General features: G+C 45.5%; 24 protein-coding genes. 7 read left to right on the top strand and 17 right to left on the bottom strand.

Features of this window, described 5'->3' with window-relative positions:
- Positions 1 to 8 precede the first annotated feature (8 nt).
- The 6 genes from Q1B11_RS10215 to polA form a co-directional block, all read right to left on the bottom strand.
- A complete protein-coding gene (locus tag Q1B11_RS10215) occupies positions 9 to 674 on the bottom strand; it encodes a hypothetical protein (protein ID WP_067582167.1) in 666 nt (221 codons plus the stop codon).
- An 82-nt stretch (positions 675 to 756) separates the two neighbouring features.
- Positions 757 to 2,091: a tRNA 5-hydroxyuridine modification protein YegQ gene (gene yegQ / locus Q1B11_RS10210; RefSeq protein ID WP_299731680.1), complete on the bottom strand. Its 1,335-nt coding sequence runs from the start codon at positions 2,089 to 2,091 to the stop codon at positions 757 to 759.
- 234 nt (positions 2,092 to 2,325) lie between these two features.
- A complete protein-coding gene (gene rpmG, locus Q1B11_RS10205; RefSeq protein WP_299731677.1) occupies positions 2,326 to 2,493 on the bottom strand; it encodes a 50S ribosomal protein L33 in 168 nt (55 codons plus the stop codon).
- Positions 2,494 to 2,512: 19 nt separating this feature from the next.
- Positions 2,513 to 2,749 (bottom strand): 50S ribosomal protein L28, encoded by a 237-nt coding sequence (rpmB, locus tag Q1B11_RS10200; RefSeq protein ID WP_299731674.1) that lies wholly within the window; start codon positions 2,747 to 2,749, stop codon positions 2,513 to 2,515.
- 335 nt (positions 2,750 to 3,084) lie between these two features.
- Positions 3,085 to 3,570: a hypothetical protein gene (locus Q1B11_RS10195; protein WP_299731671.1), complete on the bottom strand. Its 486-nt coding sequence runs from the start codon at positions 3,568 to 3,570 to the stop codon at positions 3,085 to 3,087.
- Positions 3,571 to 3,860: 290 nt separating this feature from the next.
- Entirely contained in the window at positions 3,861 to 6,611 is a 2,751-nt protein-coding gene (gene polA, locus Q1B11_RS10190) for a DNA polymerase I (protein ID WP_299731668.1), read from the bottom strand.
- Between the two features lie 267 nt (positions 6,612 to 6,878).
- Between polA and Q1B11_RS10185 the strand changes: the two genes are divergently transcribed.
- Together Q1B11_RS10185 and Q1B11_RS10180 are read left to right on the top strand one after the other, a co-directional pair.
- The gene (locus Q1B11_RS10185; protein ID WP_299731665.1) at positions 6,879 to 7,292 is read left to right on the top strand and encodes a DUF2782 domain-containing protein; all 414 of its coding nucleotides are present in this window, start codon (positions 6,879 to 6,881) and stop codon (positions 7,290 to 7,292) included.
- A 201-nt stretch (positions 7,293 to 7,493) separates the two neighbouring features.
- Positions 7,494 to 8,477: a homoserine kinase gene (locus Q1B11_RS10180; RefSeq protein WP_299731662.1), complete on the top strand. Its 984-nt coding sequence runs from the start codon at positions 7,494 to 7,496 to the stop codon at positions 8,475 to 8,477.
- Here Q1B11_RS10180 and Q1B11_RS10175 read toward each other — a convergent pair whose 3' ends face one another.
- On the bottom strand, positions 8,478 to 10,382 hold the full coding sequence (locus Q1B11_RS10175; protein WP_299731659.1) for a type I secretion C-terminal target domain-containing protein: 1,905 nt from the start codon (positions 10,380 to 10,382) through the stop codon (positions 8,478 to 8,480). It abuts the gene before it with no gap.
- A complete protein-coding gene (locus tag Q1B11_RS10170; protein WP_299731656.1) occupies positions 10,327 to 10,941 on the bottom strand; it encodes a type I secretion C-terminal target domain-containing protein in 615 nt (204 codons plus the stop codon). The genes Q1B11_RS10175 and Q1B11_RS10170 overlap by 56 nt, the downstream gene beginning before the upstream one ends.
- A gap of 235 nt (positions 10,942 to 11,176) precedes the next feature.
- On the opposite strand from Q1B11_RS10170, the gene Q1B11_RS10165 reads away from it, so the two are divergent.
- The 4 genes from Q1B11_RS10165 to Q1B11_RS10150 all read left to right on the top strand — a co-directional run bounded on the left by Q1B11_RS10165 (position 11,177) and on the right by Q1B11_RS10150 (position 14,829).
- Positions 11,177 to 11,653: a transcriptional repressor gene (locus Q1B11_RS10165; protein WP_299731653.1), complete on the top strand. Its 477-nt coding sequence runs from the start codon at positions 11,177 to 11,179 to the stop codon at positions 11,651 to 11,653.
- Positions 11,654 to 11,680: 27 nt separating this feature from the next.
- Positions 11,681 to 12,460, top strand: coding sequence for a zinc ABC transporter ATP-binding protein ZnuC (gene znuC, locus Q1B11_RS10160; RefSeq protein ID WP_299731651.1), 780 nt, complete (start codon positions 11,681 to 11,683; stop codon positions 12,458 to 12,460).
- On the top strand, positions 12,453 to 13,235 hold the full coding sequence (znuB, locus tag Q1B11_RS10155) for a zinc ABC transporter permease subunit ZnuB (RefSeq protein WP_299731648.1): 783 nt from the start codon (positions 12,453 to 12,455) through the stop codon (positions 13,233 to 13,235). The genes znuC and znuB overlap by 8 nt, the downstream gene beginning before the upstream one ends.
- Positions 13,236 to 13,380: 145 nt before the next feature.
- Positions 13,381 to 14,829 carry a hypothetical protein gene (locus Q1B11_RS10150; RefSeq protein WP_299731645.1) on the top strand — a complete coding sequence of 483 codons (1,449 nt, stop codon included), beginning with the start codon at positions 13,381 to 13,383 and terminating at the stop codon, positions 14,827 to 14,829.
- A gap of 40 nt (positions 14,830 to 14,869) precedes the next feature.
- Here the strand turns inward: Q1B11_RS10150 and Q1B11_RS10145 are convergent, their stop codons facing one another.
- From Q1B11_RS10145 to Q1B11_RS10125, 5 genes are all read right to left on the bottom strand, one after another.
- Positions 14,870 to 15,496, bottom strand: a complete 627-nt coding sequence (locus Q1B11_RS10145; RefSeq protein ID WP_299731642.1) for an SCO family protein — start codon at positions 15,494 to 15,496, stop codon at positions 14,870 to 14,872.
- 218 nt (positions 15,497 to 15,714) lie between these two features.
- Positions 15,715 to 16,617 carry a heme o synthase gene (cyoE, locus tag Q1B11_RS10140; protein WP_299731639.1) on the bottom strand — a complete coding sequence of 301 codons (903 nt, stop codon included), beginning with the start codon at positions 16,615 to 16,617 and terminating at the stop codon, positions 15,715 to 15,717.
- Positions 16,614 to 17,705, bottom strand: a complete 1,092-nt coding sequence (locus tag Q1B11_RS10135; RefSeq protein ID WP_299731636.1) for a COX15/CtaA family protein — start codon at positions 17,703 to 17,705, stop codon at positions 16,614 to 16,616. The genes cyoE and Q1B11_RS10135 overlap by 4 nt, the downstream gene beginning before the upstream one ends.
- Positions 17,706 to 17,792: 87 nt before the next feature.
- Positions 17,793 to 18,416 carry a hypothetical protein gene (locus Q1B11_RS10130; protein ID WP_299731633.1) on the bottom strand — a complete coding sequence of 208 codons (624 nt, stop codon included), beginning with the start codon at positions 18,414 to 18,416 and terminating at the stop codon, positions 17,793 to 17,795.
- Between the two features lie 15 nt (positions 18,417 to 18,431).
- Positions 18,432 to 19,133, bottom strand: a complete 702-nt coding sequence (locus Q1B11_RS10125; protein ID WP_299731630.1) for an SURF1 family protein — start codon at positions 19,131 to 19,133, stop codon at positions 18,432 to 18,434.
- A gap of 158 nt (positions 19,134 to 19,291) precedes the next feature.
- Here Q1B11_RS10125 and Q1B11_RS10120 point away from each other — a divergent pair, with 158 nt between their 5' ends.
- On the top strand, positions 19,292 to 19,507 hold the full coding sequence (locus Q1B11_RS10120; protein WP_067515811.1) for a DUF2909 domain-containing protein: 216 nt from the start codon (positions 19,292 to 19,294) through the stop codon (positions 19,505 to 19,507).
- Here Q1B11_RS10120 and Q1B11_RS10115 read toward each other — a convergent pair whose 3' ends face one another.
- The 4 genes from Q1B11_RS10115 to coxB are packed head-to-tail and all read right to left on the bottom strand — an operon-like array spanning position 19,508 to position 23,824.
- Positions 19,508 to 20,401 carry a cytochrome c oxidase subunit 3 gene (locus tag Q1B11_RS10115; RefSeq protein ID WP_067582126.1) on the bottom strand — a complete coding sequence of 298 codons (894 nt, stop codon included), beginning with the start codon at positions 20,399 to 20,401 and terminating at the stop codon, positions 19,508 to 19,510.
- Positions 20,402 to 20,443: 42 nt separating this feature from the next.
- On the bottom strand, positions 20,444 to 21,019 hold the full coding sequence (locus Q1B11_RS10110) for a cytochrome c oxidase assembly protein (RefSeq protein WP_299731614.1): 576 nt from the start codon (positions 21,017 to 21,019) through the stop codon (positions 20,444 to 20,446).
- A 16-nt stretch (positions 21,020 to 21,035) separates the two neighbouring features.
- Positions 21,036 to 22,625, bottom strand: a complete 1,590-nt coding sequence (gene ctaD, locus Q1B11_RS10105; RefSeq protein WP_299731611.1) for a cytochrome c oxidase subunit I — start codon at positions 22,623 to 22,625, stop codon at positions 21,036 to 21,038.
- Between the two features lie 11 nt (positions 22,626 to 22,636).
- Positions 22,637 to 23,824, bottom strand: coding sequence for a cytochrome c oxidase subunit II (gene coxB, locus Q1B11_RS10100; RefSeq protein ID WP_299731608.1), 1,188 nt, complete (start codon positions 23,822 to 23,824; stop codon positions 22,637 to 22,639).
- Positions 23,825 to 24,776 lie beyond the last annotated feature (952 nt).

Raw genomic sequence — 24,776 nt, 5'->3', positions numbered from 1 at the left:
AGGGTTGTTTACAATTGCTGTATATGGATGATCAGAGAGCGCACCCAAAAAGTCAGATCATCCAAGTCTTCCAAGGATAACAACAATAATGCGGAATCAAGAGGGTCAAGCTTTCCTTCGCTTTGAAAAACATCACTTTTAACTTGTGAAATCAGAACTTTCAGAGCATCCAGACGACCACCTATTTCGTGGTGAATATCATCCATGGCCTGAATATGCTGTTTCTTAAAACCTGCCAAGTCCACTTGATCTTGTTTGGTTATTCTTAACCTCAGGCAGTGCATGGTTTCATAAAGGTAATGACTCAGTTCATCCATTGAGCCTTCCAGTGACTCGGTCAGCTCGATTGGTCGATAAGTCAGCCTTTCCGCCAGACGGCAAATTAAATGAGCCAGATTATTCTGTGTTTGCAACAACGACAAGAGCAGCCCTTTGGGTTGTGCTGTCAGAGTTGGCTGATTTAATCGAGATAGAATTTCCTGCTCGTATTTTTCAAGCGCTACGGGGAAGTCTGCAATCCACTGCGGTTTCTGGTGCCATTGGCTTTGGTCAATGCTTTGATTACGAAATCGTTGGCTCAGCAAAAATAAAGCATCCAAAACCAGCTTCCGATGCTGGTTCATCGGCTTGGTAGCTGAGCCTGAGAATATGTTGGTAAAGGTCGCAAGATCCATAAAAGACCTTATCGACCTATTCAGCTCTGATCTTGAAACCGGTGTTTGTCAACAGAGCGCTCAAATTCAGATTATTTTCAATTTAAGGAAGGTGTCTAACCAGAAGACAATGCTCTCCTAACTGAGCCCCTTCGGGTTTTGGAATTTTCACTACATGTCCGGAACCAGGGGCAACATCAACGCTTTCACCCCGTCGATTTTCGATATGCTCAAGGTTGAAAGCGATATTTCCGGCCGGTGTCATCAGTTCTACTACATCACCAGTCTCGAAACGGTTCTTTACGTCAATGGTCAGAGTTTGATCATCCGACTCAACCACTTCACCCACAAACTGCTGTTTGCTTCCACGGGAATTACCGGTCTCGTAGTTCTGGTATTCATCATGAACATGACGACGGTAAAAGCCCTCGGTGTAACCACGATTTGCCAAAGCTTCCAGATTATCCATCATGCCCATATCAAACGGCACACCGTTAACGGCATCATCAATGGCTTTGCGATAAACCTGAGCAGTACGGGCAACATAGTAGAAAGATTTAGTGCGGCCTTCGATTTTGAGAGAGTGGATACCCATCTCTGTTAACCGTCGTACGTGTTGCACTGCTCGCAGATCTTTCGAATTCATAATATAAGTGCCGTGCTCATCTTCAAAAGCGGGCATGTATTGATCTGGACGACCTTTTTCCTGCAACAGGAATATGTCGCCACTGGTGTCACCTTCACCCAGTGTTGGCTGAACGATCTCCGGTTGAACGATCTCCGGTTGAGCTACGGGAATGATATCGCCACTGTCCGTCTCTTTGGCTTCGTGCGCCTGATACTGCCAGCGACAAGCATTGGTGCAGGTTCCCTGGTTTGGATCCCGCTTGTTGATGTAACCAGACAGCAGGCAGCGACCAGAATAAGCAATGCACAGCGAGCCATGGACAAATACTTCGATTTCCGTCTCCGGACACTCTTCACGGATTTCCTGTATTTCATCCAGAGAAAGTTCTCGGGATAAAATAATCCGCTCAACGCCTTGCTTGGCCCAGAATTTCACCGTGGCAAAGTTCACCGCATTGGCTTGAACCGACAGATGAACCGGCATGTCCGGCCAGGTTTCTCGAACCATCATGATCAAGCCAGGATCAGACATAATCAGTGCGTCCGGCCCCATGGCAATAACCGGTTCCATATCACGCAGGAAGGTTTTTATCTTGGTGTTATGGGGAGCAATGTTGCTGGCAAGATAGAGCTTCTTTCCAAGGGCGTGCGCCTGATCTATACCACGCTGCAGATTTTCCAGTTTGAAGTCGTTATTGCGGACTCTCAGACTATAGCGAGGCTGGCCAGCATAGACAGCGTCTGCACCATAGGCAAAAGCGAAGTGCATGTTTTTCAGGGTGCCCGCTGGCGAAAGGAGTTCCGGTTTCATTCTGACCTACAGTTACGCTTATGGAATGGCGCGCATTATACCAGTGCAACGAGAATGGGACAGCCGTAAGAACGCACAGTAGATAGGTGAATATAAAGAATTATTTCGCTTAAAACGTAGTCAGTTCAGGAGGGAGTGAAACAGAGGTGAGCAATAATACATAGAAACAATGCATAGAAAAGTGTCGGCCCGCATCAACGAAATGGATGCGGGCCAGAGCACAGAAAACAAGACTTACTTGATCTTGTATTCTTTGTACTCAACGTGCTTACGCACAACTGGATCATATTTCCTGAACACCAACTTGTCAGGCGTATTACGCTTGTTCTTAGTGGTGGTGTAATAGTGACCAGTGCCAGCACTGGAAACAAGTTTGATCTTCTCGCGAGTACCTTTAGCCATGGCTTATGCTCCTGCTAACTTAAATTTTTTGGCCGCTAGCGCGCAGCTCAGCCAGAACAGCATCGATGCCCTTCTTGTCGATAATGCGCATACCTTTTGCAGAAACACGCATACGCACGAAGCGCTTTTCACTTGCAACCCAGAAGCGCTTGCTGTGCAGGTTAGGCACAAAGCGACGACGTGTTTTGTTTTGAGCGTGGGAAACATTATTCCCGGTAACCGGACGCTTGCCGGTAACCTGACATACCTTAGACATGTGGATGGCCTCTCAAACCGTCTCTTAATCTAAAATCACCAGCCATGAGGCCGGAAAACTTAACTGAATTCCAGTGTCTGCTTCGGGCAGTACTGCCCATGATTACAGAGTCAAGAGACCTTCTATGACTCGTCAGCAGCTACCCTTATACAAAGATCGGGCTTTATACCAGAGTTATTGAACACTTGCAAATTCAACGGGATGTGCGGATTATGCTTAATACCTCATAACTTCAGTAGTTTCAGGGGATTAGGCTCTATTCATCAATCATCTTTTTCCTGCTGAAAAAAAACATCAACGCTTTGTTAAGAACCTTTAAGTTTTTTCTTATGTCACTAACGATTCAGATTTAGTTTCGTGCGTGGAGGTTTCACAGGGGGTGTTTTCTTTACCTTCGGTACGGAATCTATATTGAGATTATTCAACATAGGATCGCGTTCCTCTCTCTTGCGAACGTCTAAAGCTTCTGCTGCACAGGATTTCAGTGCTTCCAGACTATCATTAAGCTCCTTCTCTATTTTCAAAACAAGCTCTGGGGGCTGACACGGCCCTGAATAACTATTGGCTCCGGGTATCTTCCGTGCTTTTTCTCCCACGTAATTCTCAGGGTCAAACGGCGGAATGGACACACATCTTTCTCCACTCAGAGAGCGTGAACATTCCTCAAGAAGCTTTCCACCATGATAAGTACCAAAAAAGCCTTCAGACTCTTTGACACTACGTTGAAATGCAGTGCAACGATCATGACTGGATAGATAGTAAGCCGTGTAATCACCCAACTGTAAGCTACGCACATAGCATTTTAAGTTAACATCTGTCATGAGATTCGTTCAGGTGTGAAACTGGAAGAAGAGAGAGTATAGCTAGTTCCAGAGCAGGGAATAAAAGTGCTTTAGAGCAAAAAAGAAAAAAGCCAGTATCAAAAGATACTGGCTTTAAAAGGTAAATGCAGGGGATTACATATTACCTTCAACAACAACTACCAACACTAACACACAAGGAGCAACTCGTAAGAGACTCACTATATATGACATAGGGTTCGGCACAAAAGTTCCCGTCTTTAATAATTCTTTACAAAACTATTTTCAAAACAGGTTAAGCACACTGTAAATCAGTGCGCCTCATCCCAGTTATCACCGACCCCGACCTCTACCAGCAACGGGACACTTAACTCTGCCGCACTGGCCATTTGTGCCTTGATTCCCTCAACAACAGTGTTCAATTGCTCTTCTTCCACTTCCAACACCAGTTCATCGTGCACTTGCATGATTACCCTGGCATCCAGCCCGGAAGATGCCAGCCACTGGTCAACACAAATCATCGCGCGCTTGATAATATCTGCCGCCGTACCCTGCATGGGTGCGTTAATTGCGGTTCTTTCAGCGCCCTGTCTGCGCATACCATTTCGTGCATTAATTTCAGGCAGATATAAACGACGACCAAAGATGGTTTCTACATAACCGTTTTCCCGGGCAAATGTTTTGGTCTCTTCCATATAGCGCAGAACACCAGGGTATCGCTCGAAATACAGATCAATGTATTCCTGAGCAGATTTTCTGGAGACGCCTAATTGTTTGGCCAAACCGAAAGAAGACATCCCATAGATCAAACCAAAGTTAATGGCCTTAGCGCTTCGTCGCTGATCCGTAGTGACATCATCCAGAGCAACACCAAACACTTCTGCGGCAGTTGCCTTATGAATATCCAGCCCCTGTGAGAAAGCATCCAGTAAGCCTTTGTCACCCGATAAATGCGCCATGATTCTCAGTTCAATTTGAGAATAGTCAGCAGCCACCAATTTATAACCTTCCGGAGCAATAAATGCCTGACGTACTCTACGACCTTCAGGGGTACGAATTGGAATGTTCTGCAAATTCGGGTCTGAAGAAGATAAACGACCAGTGGCGGTTACTGCCTGATGATAGGATGTATGAATACGACCACTGCCTGCATTAATCATTTTTGGCAGCTTATCCGTGTAAGTGGACTTCAACTTGCTCAAGCCACGGTGTTCCAAGATCAGTTTTGGCAGCGGGTAATCCAGAGCCAGTTCCTGAAGCACCTCTTCAGCGGTCGATGGCTGGCCTTTCGGTGTTTTCTTAATAACCGGCAGCTGCAGTTTTTCGAACAGCAATTCCTGAAGCTGCTTAGGTGAAGAAAGATTAAACTCCTGACCCGCCTCATCGTGGGCTGCTTTTTCCAGCTCTTTTAAACGTTGTCCAATCTCAAGACTCTGCTGGTTTAATAAAGAAGCATCCACCAGCGCACCTTGGCGCTCAATGCGGGAAAGAATATCCACCAATGGCATTTCTATGGTCTTGAAAACCGTTTCCAGAGAAGGCTCGGTTTTCAGTTGCTCCCAAATCGCTTGATGAAGTCGCAAGGTAATATCCGCATCTTCAGCAGCGTACGGAGCTGCTTTTTCCAGCTCAATCTGATTAAACGTCAGTTGTTTAGCACCTTTACCAGCAATATCTTCATACTTGATGGTTTTATAATCGAGATAGTAGTCAGCCAAGGCATCCATATTGTGACGAGTGCCGACGGAGTTCAGCACATAGGATTCCAGCATGGTATCAAAGGCAATGCCTTTCATTTGGATACCATAACGGGCAAGCACGCTTTCATCGTACTTGAGATTCTGACCGACTTTCTGCTTGCCTGCGCTCTCAAGCAAGGGCTTCAGTTGCTCAAGCACCCAGTCTCGATCCAACTGTTCAGGCACACCCAGATAATCATGGGCGACCGGAACATAAGCAGCCTTTCCAGGTTCTACCGCAAAAGATACGCCAACCAGTTCGGCAACCATGTAATCCAAACTGGTGGTTTCTGTATCAAAGGCGATCAGCTCAGCCGCTTCCAACTTTTTGAGCCACGTCTGAAACTCTGTTTTGTCGGTAATGATGTGGTATTCGCCGGTAGGTGCTGGCTCTTTTTCAGCTGCCTTCGTCTCTGAACTGTCTTTTTCGAGATCGGCGACCAATGTTTTGAATTCATACTCCTGGAATAAAGACAACAATGCCTCTTTATCCATAGGCGCCATTATCAGATCATCAATAGACAGTGGCAGCTCAACGTCGGTTTTGATGGTGGCAAGTTCACGGGACAGCAGCACAATATCTTTGTGCTCAATAAACTTTTCAGCAAAGTTTTTGCTACCGCGGAAGCCTAAAGCAGCCACGTCGTCCAGCCGTTCGGCGATTTCATCAATGCTGCCAATGCCATTCAATAACGCAATAGCGGTTTTCTGACCAACACCGGGCATGCCCGGAATGTTGTCGCTGCTATCCCCCATCAGCGCCAGGTAATCAATTATCAGGTGAGCCGGAATACCAAATTTACTTTCGACGCCACGTTCATCAGTAAACACATCGTTCATGGTATCAATCAGAGAGACATGCTCGGTGACCAGCTGGGCAATATCTTTATCGCCGGTGGAAATAATCGTGTCGACTTTGTTTTCAGTGGCCTGTCGAGCCAGAGTGCCAATCACATCGTCCGCCTCAACACCGTCTATCATTAGCAGCGGTAAGCCAAGACTGCGAACAATCTGGTGAATGGGTTCAATCTGCGAACGCAAGTCGTCGGGCATGGGTTTACGGGTTGCCTTATACTCGCTGTACATTTCATGGCGAAAGTTTTTACCTTTGGCATCAAAAATGACTGCAACATGACTATCCTGATACTGGCGCATCAAACTGCGCAGCATGTTGGTCATCACTCGGATCGCTCCGGTGGGTCGACCATCTTTGGTTCTCAGATTTGCCCGCTCTGAAGCATGAAAGGCGCGGTACAGGTAAGATGAGCCATCGACAAGAATGAGTGGTGGTGTGGTGGCTTTTTCTGGCATTGTCTCTGACATTAGATGGTTGACTCACTTACGATTCTGGGTAACTGGGTATAGAATGCGATCTGAGCAATGGCTCAAAGAATATGTGTAATACTGATTTTTAAAGCTTAAGAGTGTAATGGTTTCCATGGCAATTAAGTACCCAGCAACCGGAATCTGTTGGGCAATGCCGAGGTGGTAGCATAGCAAAGCTGTGTCGCCGTGGTTGTAGTGCAGCGTTTTATTCAGACATGAGTGCCTCTATGTGCTCAGCATGTTTGGGTAATTGCAAAGAGGCGAATGATGTTCCCTTTAATCAGAAGAACCCAGCTGGGTCTGATATTTTTGCCGTTATTCCTTCTTATGGGTTGCGCAGCAAAGAATCCTGACAATACGGGACTGCCAGACATATCACAGAGTACGTCACCCAAATCTGGGAAAACTGTACTCGTTGATGATGCTATTCAACAGATTCCAAAACACCTGCGCCCGGCAGAGCTTGAAAAACGTGACGATACAACCGTTGTGATACGAGCAGGTGATCACAGAACATATAAAGAATACCGGGTTGGTGGCCAACTGTATGCCATCCACATTATTCCGAAGGTTGGAAAACCCTATTACCTGATTGCTGCAGATGACGAAGGTAATCCGATCGACCCAACAAAAAGAACAATGCTGGTTCCCTCGTGGACTATTTTAGAATGGCGCTAGGAGGCTGACCTATAATAGCGCCCGTAGCGAGGATGGTAGAAAGTTGAGGATAAAAACTCTGTTTTGTGAAGTGAATAGTGGTGCTATTTGCTGAACAAAGCAGAATTTTTAGACCAACTTACTACCACCGCAGTAGGGCAATCTATTATCGGTCAGCCTCCTATTGTTAAACCCAACAACAATGATTCAAACAGGGACTGCATGTCTGTCTATACCCACATAACACACGCTGAGATCGAACAGATACTGTCCGGTTATGACCTTGGTCATCTCATTTCATTTAAAGGCATTGAAAGTGGTGTTGAGAACACGAACTACTTTCTCGATGTTGAAAAGAATGGTGTTCCTCAGCGCTATGTTTTAACCCTGTTTGAATATCAGCCCGCCAGTGCATTGCCCTTTTTTATTGATTATACCGACGAACTGAAAACACACGGTCTGCCTGTACCCAACCCGGTACGAGATAAAAAAGGTCACGCGCTTCAATCTGTGAAAGATAAACCGACACTGATCGTGCAATGTTTTCCAGGAGAGCACCCTGATCACAAAAACCTCTCTCTGGATCAATGTGAACAAATAGGCGAAATGCTGGGTAGAATTCACCTGGCTGGAATGAACTCAACACTGCATCAGGAAAATCACCGTGGTATTGCATGGCTTAACGTTCAGAAAGAACGACTGGCTCCTCTACTGAGCCAAGATGATTCTCTGTTCATGGCACAACAATGGAATAACATCTCTACATCCTTACAGACATTCAGTGACCTCCCAACAGGCCTGATTCATGGCGACTTGTTCCATAACAACGTGCTATTTGATGGTGGGAAAATTTCTGCTGTTATCGACTTTTATCAAGCATGCTCTGACTGGTTGATTTACGACCTTGCGGTGACTGTAAACGACTGGTGTCTTGAAGAAGGTTTAGAGCTGAACAGCCAAAAGCAAAATTCGCTAATCGAAGCCTATACTAAGATTCGACCTCTGACTCACGAAGAAAAAACAGCCTGGCCAGTCATGCTCAGGTTGGCCGCATTTCGATTTTGGGTTTCACGATTAATTACTTTCATCCACCCTGAGAGTCAGATGGATGACGAACATCAAGAAAGTTTGATTCGAGCGTTTCTGGACCCTGACGAGTTCAAGAACATGTTGATCCTGAGAAGCAATCAGCATGCCCTCAAATAATCAAGGTGAGTCTACATTGAGATTTCCATCATTTATCAAGTTGTTGAGAATCTCAATATCACTACTCCCTCCGCCGTAACCAGAAAGATCAACATCACGCAACGTGATCGATTGCCTGACACCATCAACAGCAGATAGGTTTACATCAATAACCGTATCGCCATTCTGGAAATTCAGGGTCAGTAGCTCATCCACCGCCCCCGTTTCCTCTTGGAGAAGGTCTGCCAGGTCAAGAACGTCGCCATCTGCTCCGGTCTGAAAGCCTTCAACAACATCTTCCGCAGTATCTATTGAAGAGCCGATATCATCATACCGCCACACAAAGGTGTCTCGACCACCTTCACCGACGAGAATATCGTCCCCACCACCATAGATCGTATCGTCGCCGGCACCAGCGCTGATGCTATCAGCACCTTCAGCACCCTGAATAACCTCTGCGTTTTCAGTACCCTCCGTTTCTGAAGCGCCTGATTCCCGTAAATCTAATGAAAAACTGGCCTGCTGACTTTCAGCAGTCCCATCAGAGACCGTAAATGCAAAACTGCCATCGGTATCTCCATCTGTTTCATCTGCGGTGTAAACCAGCTGATCAATCAGTTCTGAACTGATTCTCTGATCGACAGTGACGGCCTCTCCCAGATACTCCAAAGTTCCCGTTGCTGGCAGTGATTTGATATAGACCGCTTTGAATTCTACCGAGTTATCAAAAGAGGCAAACTCAAAATCACGCTTATGAAATTCATATTGATTGGCCCCATTCAGAATCAAACGATTATTCGTGGTTTCCGCCAAATAGGATTTCTCAGCCTCAATCTCTGTCGCTCCTACAACCAAACGGACAGAGTCGTCCAAATCCGATGCTGCACCAAACGTTGCTGTTATATCATCACTATCAAACTGACCATCGCCACTGTCATTTACATACACAGCCTGATCGGTTACTCGAACATACTGGTCCAGCTGAGCCTGATCAACGGAGTCTGGCAACAGAGAGCTAAGGTCAAGCGCATCGTCTTCGTTTTCTGTTGAAGCAAAGTCGTTTATATTACTTTCATCCGCGCTGGTTCCGCTCAGTATTGATGACAGGTCAATAACATCCCTATTTCCTTCCTGGCTAGAAAAATCATACAACATATCTACATTTTCAAATGAGAATCCTGCTTCATCCATAATGAAACGAAATTCATCCAATCCGTCCCCACCAATAAATAAATCACGGCCTAATCCACCAACCAATAAATCATTACCAAAGCCACCATCAAGGTATGAGTCATTGTCATTTGCCTGAAGCGTATCATTTCCGTAACGACCAAAGAGCTCTAACTCTTCAAATGGATCGGTCACTGTCGATCCATCAAAAAACTCATCACCATCTCCGCCAAACATGGTTGAATAATCGTAGTCAGACAGGTCAAACTTAATTTTCTCACCAAATGAGCTTTGCAAAAAAGCACCTTCTCCGGGTTCACTCCCAGCACGAAAAGAAAGTGAGCCCAGCATTGAGATGTCAAAGTCATTAAAGGAAGGATCATCAAAGAAACTAAGATCAAGCCCAATATCAAAATCAAAGCCCATATCAATGACATTATCCGCACCAATCTGTATAGATATGTCCTCATCCAACACACTGCCTGGAGCAAAGCGCATCAACGGATCTTGGCCAAAGAAGTTTCCCACCCCTAATGTATCGAGCGTGACTCCGCTTATAGAAACACTAATGTAATTCGCTATATTTGCGCCGTTAGCACCAACAGGTAGGATTTGGCTGAGATCAACAACGTCTTTCTGCTCTGAGGAAGAAACAAAATTGATAACTTTCGTGTCATCTATATCCGTAATCACATAGCGATCATTGCCTGGGCCGCCATTGTAAAGATCCTCGCCAGCCCCCCCCGGTAATAACATCACCTCCTGCTAGCCCATAAAGTGCATCGGCCGCTGCTGTTCCCTGAAGATTATCGACTCCTGAAGTACCCGTAACATAGTTATAGTCTGGCTCTTCACTTGCACCGCCTCCAAAAGCTGAGAACATACTCTGAATGGAATTGTCGAAGCTGAACTCTATCGCAAGGTTGTGGATAGACGTGTTAGATACTTGCACGGCCATGGTTGTGTTAATCCCACTGGAGGCAGTAAACCTGGCCACTTGATTCAATTGTGAAAACTCCCCTGAACCACTCGTGTCCACAAATGCGCCCATTGGGGTAACTTTGACATACTGGTCGACATTAGTTTCATCAACACTTGAGCCTGACAATAATGCACTGACATCAAGAACATCGTCTCTACCATTATCAGAATCAAATGATATGCTTTTTATAGTGCGTGGGTTTGTAATCTCATGAGTGATTGCTTCTGTACTTCCATTTTGCTCAGAAGTCGAACCTCCGATAGTACCATCAGAATCACTAGGAAGATCATCAGAAGCACCAAGATAATCATCAATGTTGAAGCCAGGATTCATTTTAAAACTCCATGTAATAAAAGAATCAAATTCATATTAATTAGTTAATAATTAGCTAAAATTATAAACAACAAAATCATCTTTGCCGTTTCAATTTAAATCTAACTTCATCTACCTTTTGTTTCAAAAATCATAAAAAAATCAATCTGTTAATTTTTAAATTAGATAGTGATTTTAATTTACATAATCAATGTTATTGTGTAACACTTCATATTTTAAACATCCTCATATCTTTATGACAAAAGCACACCCCACGGATACTTCCCACGACCACAACCTTTGCATAAAAGAAGCGCTGGAAAATGCACAAAAAGTATGTACTGCTCGTGGATCCAGACTAACAGCCCTTAGGGAAAGGGTGCTGGAGCTGGTTTGGCAAAGCCATCGTCCAATCGGGGCCTATGAGGTAATGGCCAATCTGAAGCAAGGCAATTCAAAACCAGCTCAACCGCCTACTGTCTACAGAGCTTTAAGCTTTCTGGTAGAGCAAGGGCTGGTTCACAAGCTGTCATCATCTAATGCTTATATTGGCTGTCATATACCTGATAAAGCGCATGACAGCTGCTTTCTGGTTTGCAGCAATTGCCAGACAACAATCGAGCTGGATATTCCTGATATAAAGCAATCACTTGCAGCCCATGCTGAGCAGTGCCACTTTTCTATTAATTACTCCAATATCGAGCTTTCTGGCCTTTGCGCCGAGTGTCGATAAACGGATCAAGGGCTAACGAACACAACAATGACGCAGCCACTCATTGACCTGAAAGACATCTGGATGAAATACCAGAGTAAGGACGTACTAACTGGCGTCAGCCTCCGGGTACACCCTGGAGAAATCGTGACGCTTATAGGCCCCAATGGCGCAGGAAAAACCACGTTGGTTCGCATTGCCCTAGGCCTTCAAGAACCATCAGCAGGCCAGAGAACTCTGCAGAAAGGGCTTCGCATTGGCTATATGCCACAAAAGCTTCACATCAATCAAATGATGCCCTTAACCGTCGATCGCTTTCTACGGCTAACCGGTTGCCGTCTCACAGCGATCAAAGATGCGCTGGCTAAAACAGGTGTAGTGCACCTTCTTAATTCACCGATGCAATCCTTATCCGGTGGTGAGATGCAGAGAGTACTTCTGGCTCGGGCTTTGCTTCATAAGCCTCATCTACTGGTGTTAGATGAACCGGTGCAGGGCGTTGATATCACTGGCCAGCGAGAGCTTTACAAGCTGATTAATGATATTCGCGAAGAACCTCGAGAGCAGAAACGTTGTGCGGTCTTCATGGTCTCCCATGACCTGCATCTGGTCATGGCCTCAACCGACAGAGTTGTGTGCGTAAACCAGCATGTTTGCTGTTCCGGGCACCCGCAACAAGTCAGGGAACACCCGGCCTATCAACGTTTATTTGGCATCGTGCCGGATGAGCTCGCCGTCTACGAACACCATCACGATCACCAACATGACATCAACGGCCAGATAACCAGCTGCGGGCATAGCCATCCAAAAGGAAATAACAATGTCTGACATTCTGCTGTACGCACTTCTGGCAGGCTATGGGGTGGCAATTCTTGCTGCGCCTCTGGGTTGCTTTGTCGTCTGGCGCAAGATGGCTTACTTCGGTGATACGCTTTCCCATTCTGCACTGTTAGGTGTCTCCATTGGGCTAATGCTCGATGTGAACATGAACCTGGCCGTTATTATCAGCTCCCTTTTTCTGGCAATCATTCTGGCAGGTTTGCAGGAAAAACAACGGATTGCCTCAGATACTCTTTTGGGCATTCTCGCTCACAGCACCCTATCTATCGGCCTTGTCGCCGTCAGTTTCTCAGAAAACGTACGGGTGGATATGATGTCTTACCTGTTCGGAGATCTATTAGCCGTGAATGCTGAAGATCTGCTCTGGATTTTTGGCGGTGGCAGCCTGATATTGCTGATTTTAGGTTGGTTTTGGAAACCGCTTCTATCGCTTTCCGTTCATGCTGAGTTAGCACAGGTAGAAGGCGTTCACGTCAAACGGCTAAAGCTGGTGTTAACCATGCTGATGGCTCTGGTGATTGCAGTAGCCATGAAGATTGTCGGTGTATTGCTGATCACGGCCTTGATGATTATTCCTGCTGCCACTGCCCAGCGCCTGGCAAAAACGCCAGAACAGATGATGTTTATATCAGCCATCATCGGTATTGTCAGTGTTTCTGGAGGATTATCAGCGTCTTGGTACTTAGATAGCCCGGCGGGCCCATCTGTGGTTACCAGTAGTTTTATATTATTTCTCTTATCAAACACCATTAGATCCAGATAATATTTAAGCCAGAATTATTCTGGCTTCATTAAAATCAAATCCTTGCATCTATACTTCCCATATCATCCATTCAACTTTGGTTGAATTGTGTAAATACCAAAAACCATCAAGAATTATTTAATTGTCGATTAAATGGAGTTTAGTCATGCCAGGTTGTAGAGGAGCATTAGATAAATCGATGAAAGCTACAGTAAATACTGAAGTTAAAAATTCGCCAAACACAATGGTGAAAAAACCTGCATCAGGAACCCGTGATGGAAAAGCAATCACCCCTTCTGACCCAAAAGCACAAATTCAAGATGTTCCGAAAGATCAAGTGGTTACAGTTGCTGCCAACTTGAGTAAAAGGTCGATTGGAAGAAGAGAAGCAAGACAGCAAAAAGCCGCTGCGTTAAAAATCGCCTCTAAAGCTGCAGAAGAGGAAGCAAAGAAAAATCCTCTAACAGCACAACCTTTAAATTCTTCAATCCCTCCTGCACCTCCTCTTCCTGCTGGAGTGCCTACACCTCCACCTCCGCCTACCAGTGGCTCAGTTCCTCCACCGCCACCACTTTTAACCACGCCACCGCCAGCAGGTTTACCAACAATGAAACCTTCTAGCAAAGCAACATCAAATCTTAGCCTTGCTGATCAGCTATTAAGCAGAAGTAAAGAATTAAACAAATCCAATACTCCAATAGAATTTAAAGAAGAATCAAAAACTGGAGATAAAGGCGTTGATGCTGCTTATTACAACAATTCTACTGTTGAAGATAATATGTCTATCATCGAAGATGAAATGGGAATGCTTGATGATAAAGATAAAGATGGCAAAGTTATAAAACAAAGATACCCAAGAACTAATAAAGGTAAAACTCAATATATAACAGATAGATATAATGAGATATTGTTTTCTGGTGTCAGAAAGTCAATCATAGGTAAAATGAAGCAAAACAGCCCAGAGCTTTTAGGGTTGCTGTTAAATAACATGCAAAAAGCTTGGAACAACGTTGATAGAAAAAGAACATCTCCATGGAATGAGTTTTATGAGAACTTTCAAAAAACTGGCAACCTTTCAATCGCAACAATATCAAGCAGTGATAGCAAAAATAAAAACTCTAATTTCACTTTCCAATTTGCTTCTACTTATATTGATGGAAATAACTTACTAGCTGGTATGATTGTAAAAGAAGCTATTGAACGTACTGTTAATGACACTATTGATACTATAAGAAAGGAGGCTGATGGAGATCTCGAAAAAATGCAGAAAATTTCGGTCAGCAAATATAACAACTCAAATAGAATTACACCTTCTCAACAAAAATCATTTCTAGAAACCTTCCAAACAGTGCTTACATTAGGTTCTGAATATGGTGTTCAAGTTAAATACTTCACCGAAGAAGACTACAGCCTTGATCTTTTGATCCCACTTATCACTCGAGATATTGATAAAATTAACAAAATTCGATTTTTACTTTGGGCAAGAACTGCAAGGAACGTAGCACGATCAGATCAAGAGAGGGATGCTCTTTATCAGATGATACAACAAGTTGGATTAGATATACCTAGAGACAAACTGTTTAACAGTACACTATCAATAAAAAGTCTTACCTGAATATATCTAAATCTATAAAAAGGAGGATAATCCTCCTTTTTTATTCAACTAAACCTTTAAAAGCTAGCACCATCGATTCATTATTCATAGCCGGTCTTATAAAGCCTGAGTAATCTCCTTGTGGGTTAACTATTGCCAAATTAGCCCCATGATCCACTAAATAAAACTCATCTTCAGGATCAACCACCGGCGTAAACGGCACGTTCATCTGTGTGGCCAGATTATAAATCTGAGTTATTTCACCCGTAACGCCAATAAAATCGTTATTAAAGTGCGGGACATAACCTTTTAGCTTCTCAGGAGTGTCTCGTCTCGGATCCACCGTTACCATCACATACTGCATCTTTTTCGCCAGCTCTGGCGACTGCTCTTTTAAGAGTTTATCCACCTTGTTCAACTGGCTTAACGTAGCGGGGCAAATATCCGGGCAAAACGTAAATCCGTAATACACCAAGGTCCAGCGATCTTTAAAGCGCTCAGGGGTAAATGGTTGGCCGTTGTGGTCTACCAGTTCACCCATCGTAAAACTTCTCGGTGTGTCGAACACAACCACGCCCATCTGTTGCAGCTGCTCTTTGGTTAACGCTGGCTTATTCAGAAACTTGTTAAACGTCAGCCCGAGCACCACGGCGATCACTGACAACAACACAAAAACCGTTTTTCTCACCGACTGACTCCTTGCTGCATCCATTATTTTTGTTCCGAAATTATACCAATGTCGCTTTTAAATCATGGAGTGAGCAAGTTATTTTGGGCGACTGGGCAATACCCGAGGGCATAAAGGCGAAGAGACGAGTCATAGCCGTAGCTATGGCGAGGAACTTCAACGTAGACCCAGTCGGCCAAAATGGCTGCGCAGCCCATAATTTAAAAGCAGAATTGGTATTATACCCATAGATAGAACGAGTAATGATCCACCAACAACACCACAAATAACAGCATCAGATAGGTGATTGAGAAGCGGAACGTTTTAATCGCAGCGTTTGGTCGACTGTCACGCATTAAAACGATTGACCAATACAAGAACCTTGCGCCCAAAATGGATGCACCCAACAAATAGAAAACACCGCTCATACCCGTTAAAAACGGCAACATGGTCACCAGAAACATAATGACGGTATAAAGCAGAATATGCAGTTTGGTATAAGCCTCACCGTGAGTGACCGGCAGCATGGGCACATCCGCTTTGGCATATTCTTCCTTTCGGTGAATGGCCAGCGCCCAGAAATGCGGCGGCGTCCAGGCGAAAATAATCAGCACTAATAAAAGACCGTGACCTTCTAATTGCCCGGTCACTGCCGTCCAGCCAAGCAGGGGCGGGGCGGCACCCGCTAACCCACCAATAACAATGTTTTGGGGCGTGGCACGCTTCAGGATCAAAGTGTAAATCACTGCATAACCCATCAGAGAAGCCAGTGTCAGCCACGCTGTTAATGGGTTCACCATGACCAGCAATATCGCCATCCCAACAGAACCAATCATTAATGCAAACAAAACTGCCTGAAGTGGTTCAACCCGGCCTGTGGCAACCGGTCGTTTATGGGTTCGAGCCATTTTGGTATCAATCTGTCGATCAACCACATGGTTGATCACCGCTGCAGCACCGGCACAAAGGGCAATGCCTAAATTACCAAAGAACAGAATATCCAGAGATACCCAACCCGGTGTCGCCAGATACATACCAATCACTGATGTCAAAATCATCAGTGCAACCACTTTGGGCTTGGTCAGTTCCAGATAATCCCGCCAGCTGGCACTTCGTGCTTCCATTGCCTGACTTTGACTCATGCTTCAGCCCTCCATGTTGCTAACTTGTTCGATGATTGGTCACCACCAAACAGAAAGTAGTTATACGCTACCAGAGACAGCAGCAATAATGCACCGCCGAGGTTATGAGCTACCGCCACATTTAATGGCAGGCTCCAGATAATATTGCTTAATCCGAGGGATACCTGTGCTATCAACAACAACAGTACGCACCAGGAAATTATTCGTAACTGGTTACCGGATGATTGAGATTCGGTATCCAGCGTAGCTGCTTTTCTAAAGGAAATGAGTACCAGAGAAATCACCAACAGGGTTGTCAGTAACGCCCCAATGCGATGAGCAAAATGAATCGCCGTTCGTGCTTCAGCATGGAGCTGGCCTCCGAGATAATTTGGCCCAATATCCTGCCCAACATCAAACCCTTCTGAAAAATTCATAGGCGGTAACCATTGTCCCTGACACATGGGAAGATCCGGACAGGCCAGAGCCGCATAGTTAGAGCTGACCCAACCGCCAAGGCTCACTTGCCCAATCACCACTAGAAGACTTAAGACACCAAGGCCTTTTAAAACCCCGACATTTCTTAACGCTGAACTTGCCACTGAACGCCCTTTAAGCCAACCCGACAATCGCAGTGTTAACAGAAACAACAAACTGAACGTCGCAAAACCGCCCAATAAATGAGCGGTTACCACCTGAGGCCATAATTTAAGCGTCACTGTCCACATACCAAAAGCTGCCTGGAGAGTGATCAGCAACAGAATAAAGATGGGGAGCTTGATGGGTTGATCTGGCTCACGGCGATGTCGAATTGCCTGTATCACAATAGCCAACACCAGCAGCATAAGCGTTCCGGCAACATAGCGATGAATCATCTCTGCCCAGCCTTTGTCCACTTCCACCGGTGCTTCCGGATAGAGAGATTCTGCATGAGCAATTTCATGAGCTTCGTCTGGCACAGTGAGAAAACCATAGCAACCTGGCCAATCCGGACAACCCAGCCCTGCATGAACCAACCGGGTATAAGCGCCCAACCCAACCACAATACTGGCGAATAGGGTGGCAATCAGCGCCAGGTAAAATCCTTTCTTTTTCGCATCGCTCGTCATAACAGAACTACCCGTTAACAACCCTTTTTTTATCCGATAAATACCGGAATAGAAAAATCAGGGTTTGCTTTATTCATTTAATATCCATTAACCAATGCTGGAAGCTCTCAACAGCTTTTTAAGGTCATTCAACAAGTCACCTCCCGGCTGCTCTGGCTGATAACTCATGATGACATTCCCCAGGGGATCGATAATAAACACCTGGTTAGACGGCCACTGACTGGTACCAAGTACTGTCTCAATAGTGCTTTTATCCGCTGCTAGCCAGTAAATACCTGGGTGTTCGCTTTCAAGCTCCACTGAAGGCTTCGGCGTTTCTGGAGAGATAAAGAACCGCGCGACCCGCTCAGCTTCTTTGTTCAAAGCTATGTGCACCTGTCGTGTTTTATACAGGCTTTCCTGACACTGAGACTCTGTGCATTCAGTACTACCAAACACCATAACGCGCCATAAACCGTCGGTTTCATCGGGTATAAATACCTGACCGCCATCTCGCAGAGGTATATCCGCAAGCTGTGCTGGCGGTAGCAGCAGTTCACCTTTATTTGTGCGCCCGTCTGGTACCCAAACACCGGTGAAATACATAATCCAGGCTAGCACCATGGCGGTGGTTGGAATAAGGAAAACAAGTGCCAGTTGCAGACGGCCTCGCTTATTTGGGCGTTTGTCTGGTGATGCTTTTGGTGATACTTCTGGTAATAATTGCGCCATAACTACCTCACTGCCTTATACGTCGTTGTTCTTATTCTTTTTTTTCCCGGCTCGAATCATTTGATGCCCATAAAGGCTAAATAACACCAGCGCCATGGCAAACCATTGGAAGGCATAACCTCTGTGTTTTTCAGAGGTCATGTTCATTGTTAATGGTCTTACCTGTTTGCTACCCATTTCTCCACTTTCAAGCACCATAAAAAAATCGGGCGTCGTCTCATTAATGGTTTGAGACATCTTTGCCAGATTAATGGACTGGATTCTTTTTGGCCAACCATCGTTCCATACGTCTTCACCCAAAAGAAAAGCATCACCCAATGGTTTGTAGGCAACGCCTTTTAACGTCAGATGCCGGCTATTTGTTTCTATATTCGGTAACCTGTTTCGATCACCGGCGGGTAGCCAGCCACGGTTGATCAACAGCCACTGCCCATTGTCTGTCTGGAAAGGCATAAACAGGTCATAACCCGCTTGCTGTTGATAAACTTGATTATCCAGTAAAAAATATCGCTCTACGTCGTAATGACCATTCACGACAATGGGGAGATACAAGGGATCGTCATGCTGCCTTGCCTGAGTTAGCGTTACAGGCTTAAGACGCTGACGGGATTCATAGATTTGCTCAAGCTGAAGCTTCTGCTCATACCGCGACAGCTGCCAGAATCCGAGGTACAAAAGTACCGGCAGGAGGGCAATCACTAATAGGGTCAACTTCAATCTGAATCCAAACATCAAGTGAACAGTCTTTCTATGCTATTGTGTGGAAAAAACTGAGCTTCTTATCCTTCATCTCACCAAAAACCCTGTATTTGCAGTGCTTTTAGAGATGTTGGTTATGCTTCAGACTCTTGTGGATAACCTGTGAGCTAAAAAGCATGTGGATAAAACTCATTGTTATTGTTCTGTTTCTTGCCGTTGTCGCCAGCCTCGGTACCGGCTTTTACTTTCTGTTGACTGAAAAGAAAAACTCTCCTCGTTTGTTAAACTCTTTGAAAGTTCGTATCAGCCTTACGGTGCTGATCATGGTGGCTATTGTGGTCGCCTGGTTCCATGGAGATATCCACAGCCAGGCGCCCTGGCTTTATCAGTAATTAGAATATATAAACAAAAATAAACAGCCCAACCCAAACCACGTCGACGAAGTGCCAGTACCAGCTGGATGCTTCGAAGGCGAAATGGTTCTCCGCTTCGAAATGCCCTTGGTAAACCCGGTACAACATCACCGCTAACATAATGGCACCAAGAGTTACATGGGCACCATGGAAGCCAGTCAGCAGGAAGAAGGTTGAACCGTAAATTCCAGCGCTTAGTGTCAAACCGAGCTGGTTATAAGCTTCGATGTATTCTTCAACCTGAAAGAACAGAAACGCAGCACCCAACACCAATGTGATAATAAGCCAAAGCTTCGTTTTATAACGATCATTGGCTCTCAACGCATGGTGTGAAAACGTCAGCGTGATACTGGAAGCCACCAGCAGCAACGTGTTGATCAGTGGTAGATGGAACGGATCAACCACGTTAGCAGCGCCAACAAACAGATCGTTATCCGGGTTCACCATCAGCGGCCAGTCCGCTACAAAATCGGGCCATAGAAATTGGTGTGTCATGGCGCCATCGCCTTCACCAGCCAGCCAGGGCACAGCAAAGGTACGCACATAAAACAGAGTGCCGAACAATGCCGCGAAGAACATCACTTCAGAGAAAATAAACCAGAACATTCCCCACCGGAAAGTTCGATCCATTTGTGCACTGTACAGACCTGCCCGCGATTCGCTGATGACATTGCTAAACCAGCCAAACAGCATCCAGGCCATCAGTAACCCACCTGCGTAAAAGACATAATGGGCAGAGGAATCTTTCACACCAGCGGACATATCGTTCATCATCATGCCAGCGCCAGCCAACGTCAGAAACAGGCCGATGGAGGCAATAATCGGCCACTTGCTCTGGGCCGGAACGTAATAGGTACCTTCTTCGGTAGCCATAGTTATCTCCTGAAAGGGCAGGGAGTACGCCTTTTCTCCCGATTATTGCAAATGCGTCACATCAAACAGTGTGTACGACAACGTTAGTTTTTTAATGTGCTTGGGCAGTTCCTGATCCACGATAATTCGAAGCGGCATTATTCTTTCCTCCCCAGGTTGCAGCGTCTGGGTTGTGAAGCAGAAACACTCAACTTTGTGAAGAAAATTAGTGGCTTCAAAAGGTGTCACACTGGGAATCGCCTGCCCAACCATCGGTTTATCCGTCGGGTTCTTCACCACAAAGTTAAGCACACCGGGTTCACCCGGATGGACTGTTACCTGTGGTGTGCTGGGAGTAAAACTCCAGCTCATACCCGCATTTCGTGTAGCCACAAATTGCACTTTAATGTCACGACTGGTGTCTGCTTTGGCTTCAGCCGCTTTATACAGATAAGGGTCTGGATCGGTTTTCCCGTTGAGACCAGTCACCTGACAAAACACGTTATAGAGCGGCACCATGGCAAACCCGAAACCGAACATGCCAATGGCCACCAGAATGGAGCGAATCACGGTTCGGCGGGCTGATTGCGCCACCGATAACGTTTTCTGATCGCTTTCGCCCTTATCTGACTGTGACATCAACGACTACTCCTGTTTATTTCACATCTGGCGGAGTAGTGAACGTGTGATAGGGCGCAGGAGAAGGAACACTCCACTCCAACCCTTCAGCACCTTCCCAAGGCTTCGCTGGCGCTTTTTCGCCACCTCTGATGCACTTGATAATAATGAACAGAAACAGGAATTGTGTGGTGCCAAACAGGAAACCACCGACACTGGAGATCTCGTTAAAGTTAGCAAACTGCAGGGCATAATCCGGAATCCGTCGTGGCATGCCAGCTAACCCAACAAAGTGCATTGGGAAGAAGGTCAGATTCATCCCGATAAACGACAGCCAGAAATGAGTCTTTGCCAGGGTTTCGTCGTACATATGGCCAGTCCACTTGGGCAGCCAGTAGTAACAGGCAGCAAAGATCGCGAAGATCGCACCGGGTACCAACACATAATGGAAGTGTGCCACCACAAAGTAAGTATCGTGGTATTGGAAGTCTGCCGGAGCAATAGAGAGCATCAGCCCTGAGAAACCGCCAATGGTGAACAGCACCACGAACGCGATGGAAAACAACATGGGGGTTTCAAAGGTCATGGAACCACGGAACATAGTGGTGACCCAGTTAAACACCTTCACCCCGGTGGGCACAGCAATCAACATGGTGGCGTACATAAAGAACAGTTCGCCGATCAGTGGAATACCCACGGTGAACATGTGGTGAGCCCAGACAATAAACGACAGGAAAGCAATACTTGCCGTTGCATAGACCATGGAGGTATAGCCAAACAGCCCTTTACGAGCAAAGGCAGGGATAATGGCCGAGACAATACCGAAGGACGGAAGAATCATGATGTACACTTCCGGATGCCCGAAGAACCAGAAAATGTGCTGGAATAGTACCGGGTCACCACCACCACCAGCGTTAAAGAAGCTGGTTCCGAAGTGAATATCCAGCAACATCATGGTCACTGCGCCCGCCAGTACTGGCATAACTGCAATCAGCAAATAAGCGGTGATCAGCCATGTCCACACAAACAGCGGCATCTTCATCATGGTCATACCCGGAGCCCGAAGGTTCAGGATGGTGGCGATAATATTGATCGCCCCCATGATGGAAGAGATTCCCAGCATGTGAATGGCAAAAATGAAGAAAGTCGTCGATGGTGGCGAGTAATCTGTGGATAAAGGTGCGTAGAATGTCCAACCAAAGTTCGGCCCGCCCCCTTCCATAAACAGTGTGCTGATCAGCATCACTGCCGCGAAAGGCAGAATCCAGAAACTCCAGTTATTCATCCGCGGCATCGCCATATCTGGCGCGCCGATTTGCATGGGAATCATCCAGTTCGCCAAACCCACAAAGGCTGGCATTACCGCACCAAACACCATGATCAAACCGTGCATGGTGGTCATCTGGTTAAAGAAGGCAGGTTCAACAATGTGAAGGCCGGGCTGAAACAATTCCGCCCGGATAATCATTGCCATGGCGCCACCGGTCAGAAACATAATGAAACTGAACCAGAGGTACATGGAGCCAATGTCTTTATGGTTGGTGGTCAATACCCAACGCATCAAGCCTTTGGCTGGCCCGTGAGCGTGATCGTCGTGACCACCATGAGTGTCTGTTGCTGAGGTCATTTCAGTGCTCCTTACAGGCTTGCCTGTTGTTTAGCGGGCATGGCCTGCTTGGCCGTTTCTTCTACATATTTACCAGTTTTTTTGTACTCCATGACTTCTTTTGGCGTCACCATTTCACCGGTATTATTGCCCCAGGCATTACGCTCATAAGTCACCACGGCGGCAATATCCACCTCGCTCAACTGGTTGGCAAACGACTGCATGGCAGTGCCTTTCTTACCGTTCACCACGATATCAACATGGGCTGCAATCTGACTGGCTTCGGTCGCCATTGCACTGCCTTTGAGAGCAGGGAAGAGTGGCGGCATTCCGGTACCGTTCACCTGATGGCAAACTGCACAAACTTTGTTGTAGGTTTGTTCGCCGCGAGCCATGAGTTCTTCCATTGACCAGACTTTGTCAGTCAACTCACGTTCTTTTTCGGCTTCTTCTTTTTTCGCTACCAGCCATGCTTCGTAATCAGCTTCTGATTTGGCTTCTACGACAATGGGCATATAGCCGTGATCTTTGCCACACAGCTCAGCACACTGCCCACGGTAAGTTCCGGGAACGTCGATGTTAGTCCAGGCTTCGTTGATAAATCCGGGAATAGCATCACGCTTAACGGCCAGTGCTGGCACCCACCAGGAGTGGATAACATCCGCAGCCGTTACCAGAAAGCGAACTTTTTTACCCACAGGAATAACCAGTGGTTCATCCACTTCTAATAGGTAATTCGGATTTTTGGTGCGTACGTTGGTCACTTCTTCACGGGGCGTGCTCAGATTACTGAAGAAAGAAACGTCTTCACCCACGTATTCATACTGCCACTTCCACTGATAACCCGTTATTTTTATATCAATGTCGGCTTCGTCAGTGTTGTAGATATCCACCAGCGTTTTGGTGGCTGGAATCGCCATCAACACCAGAATCAAAAATGGAATGGACGTCCACGCAATTTCCACCAACGTACTTTCGTGAAATTGCTGCGGAACCGCACCTTTTGACTTCCGGTGCTTAAAAATGGAATAGAACATAACTCCAAAAACAATCACGCCAATGACGACGCAGATCATTAATATGGTCATGTGTAGACCGTAGATGTTCCGGCTTACCGCCGTTACACCCTCGGTCATATTGACTTCCCACTCGGCAAGACTGCTGCCTGATGCAGTCGAACCCGCAAGAAGAAGAAAAAGAGATCTCGCCTGCTGCCTCATTCCCTTACATCCCCTGACTATCCGCCGATCGCAGCGGAGACTTCTTATTATTATTGTGCAGACTTATTGTGCTGCTGTACTTCAGAGGTGTGACGGTAATCAACGACTCATTTCAATGAGTAACGATTACTGACATCACGATACTGACCTGTCCAATGGCCTAATTTTAAAGACAATTCTCCCTGAAATCTGTAAATGGACTGAAACATGACTCACTTGTAATAGTCATATCATCATTTACAGGTTTGGAAAGTACTGTCTTGATTTATCTGACTTGAAAAACACCAATACATCTAATCAAGAGCAGATATGCAACCAGTAGAAACACGTCAAACTGCTTTAACACATAACTGCAAATCCAACACCTCATACTGTGATTACCATAAAATAATCACAGCTCTACATCCCAAGCAGAACACTCTAAGCCTGACAATAATCGCACATAGAGTATAGTTCCCGAAAACCATTAAACAACATGGCGAAAAAAAATGAAATCTTCAATCCATAAAATATTATTCTGTCGTCTACTTCATATAAACTAATTCATAGATAAAACCTAGAAAAACACAGGTAATTACACGACAAATTTATTATTTATAATTTTCGTTTTATGGAGATGATATCAGGCGAGTAATCCGGCATATCTTGAGATTTTTCTACTTTCATACAAGTATTCATCAATAATGGACAGTAAATATCACCCTGTGATTTATATCTCATAATTACAAATTTGTAAGCTGGCACAGCTCATCTTGTGTGCCATATTTTTGACTGCACAACACGTAGTGAAATCAGAAAAATCCCTATTTTTGCAGCATATTCTTTTAATCTTTTTTACTTATAAAAATTTATCTATATATGCAAAAGTAATATTTTGCATATCTTGTCTTAATGCATCGACTGTGTTTTTGTAGGCATCTATTAATAACAGCGATGTTGTCAGTTGTGATTC

It is taken from the genome of uncultured Endozoicomonas sp., assembly GCF_947495845.1.
Lineage (GTDB): Bacteria > Pseudomonadota > Gammaproteobacteria > Pseudomonadales > Endozoicomonadaceae > Endozoicomonas.
Note: the sequence above shows the minus strand (reverse complement) of the source record. Positions and strands in the feature narration are given on the sequence as shown.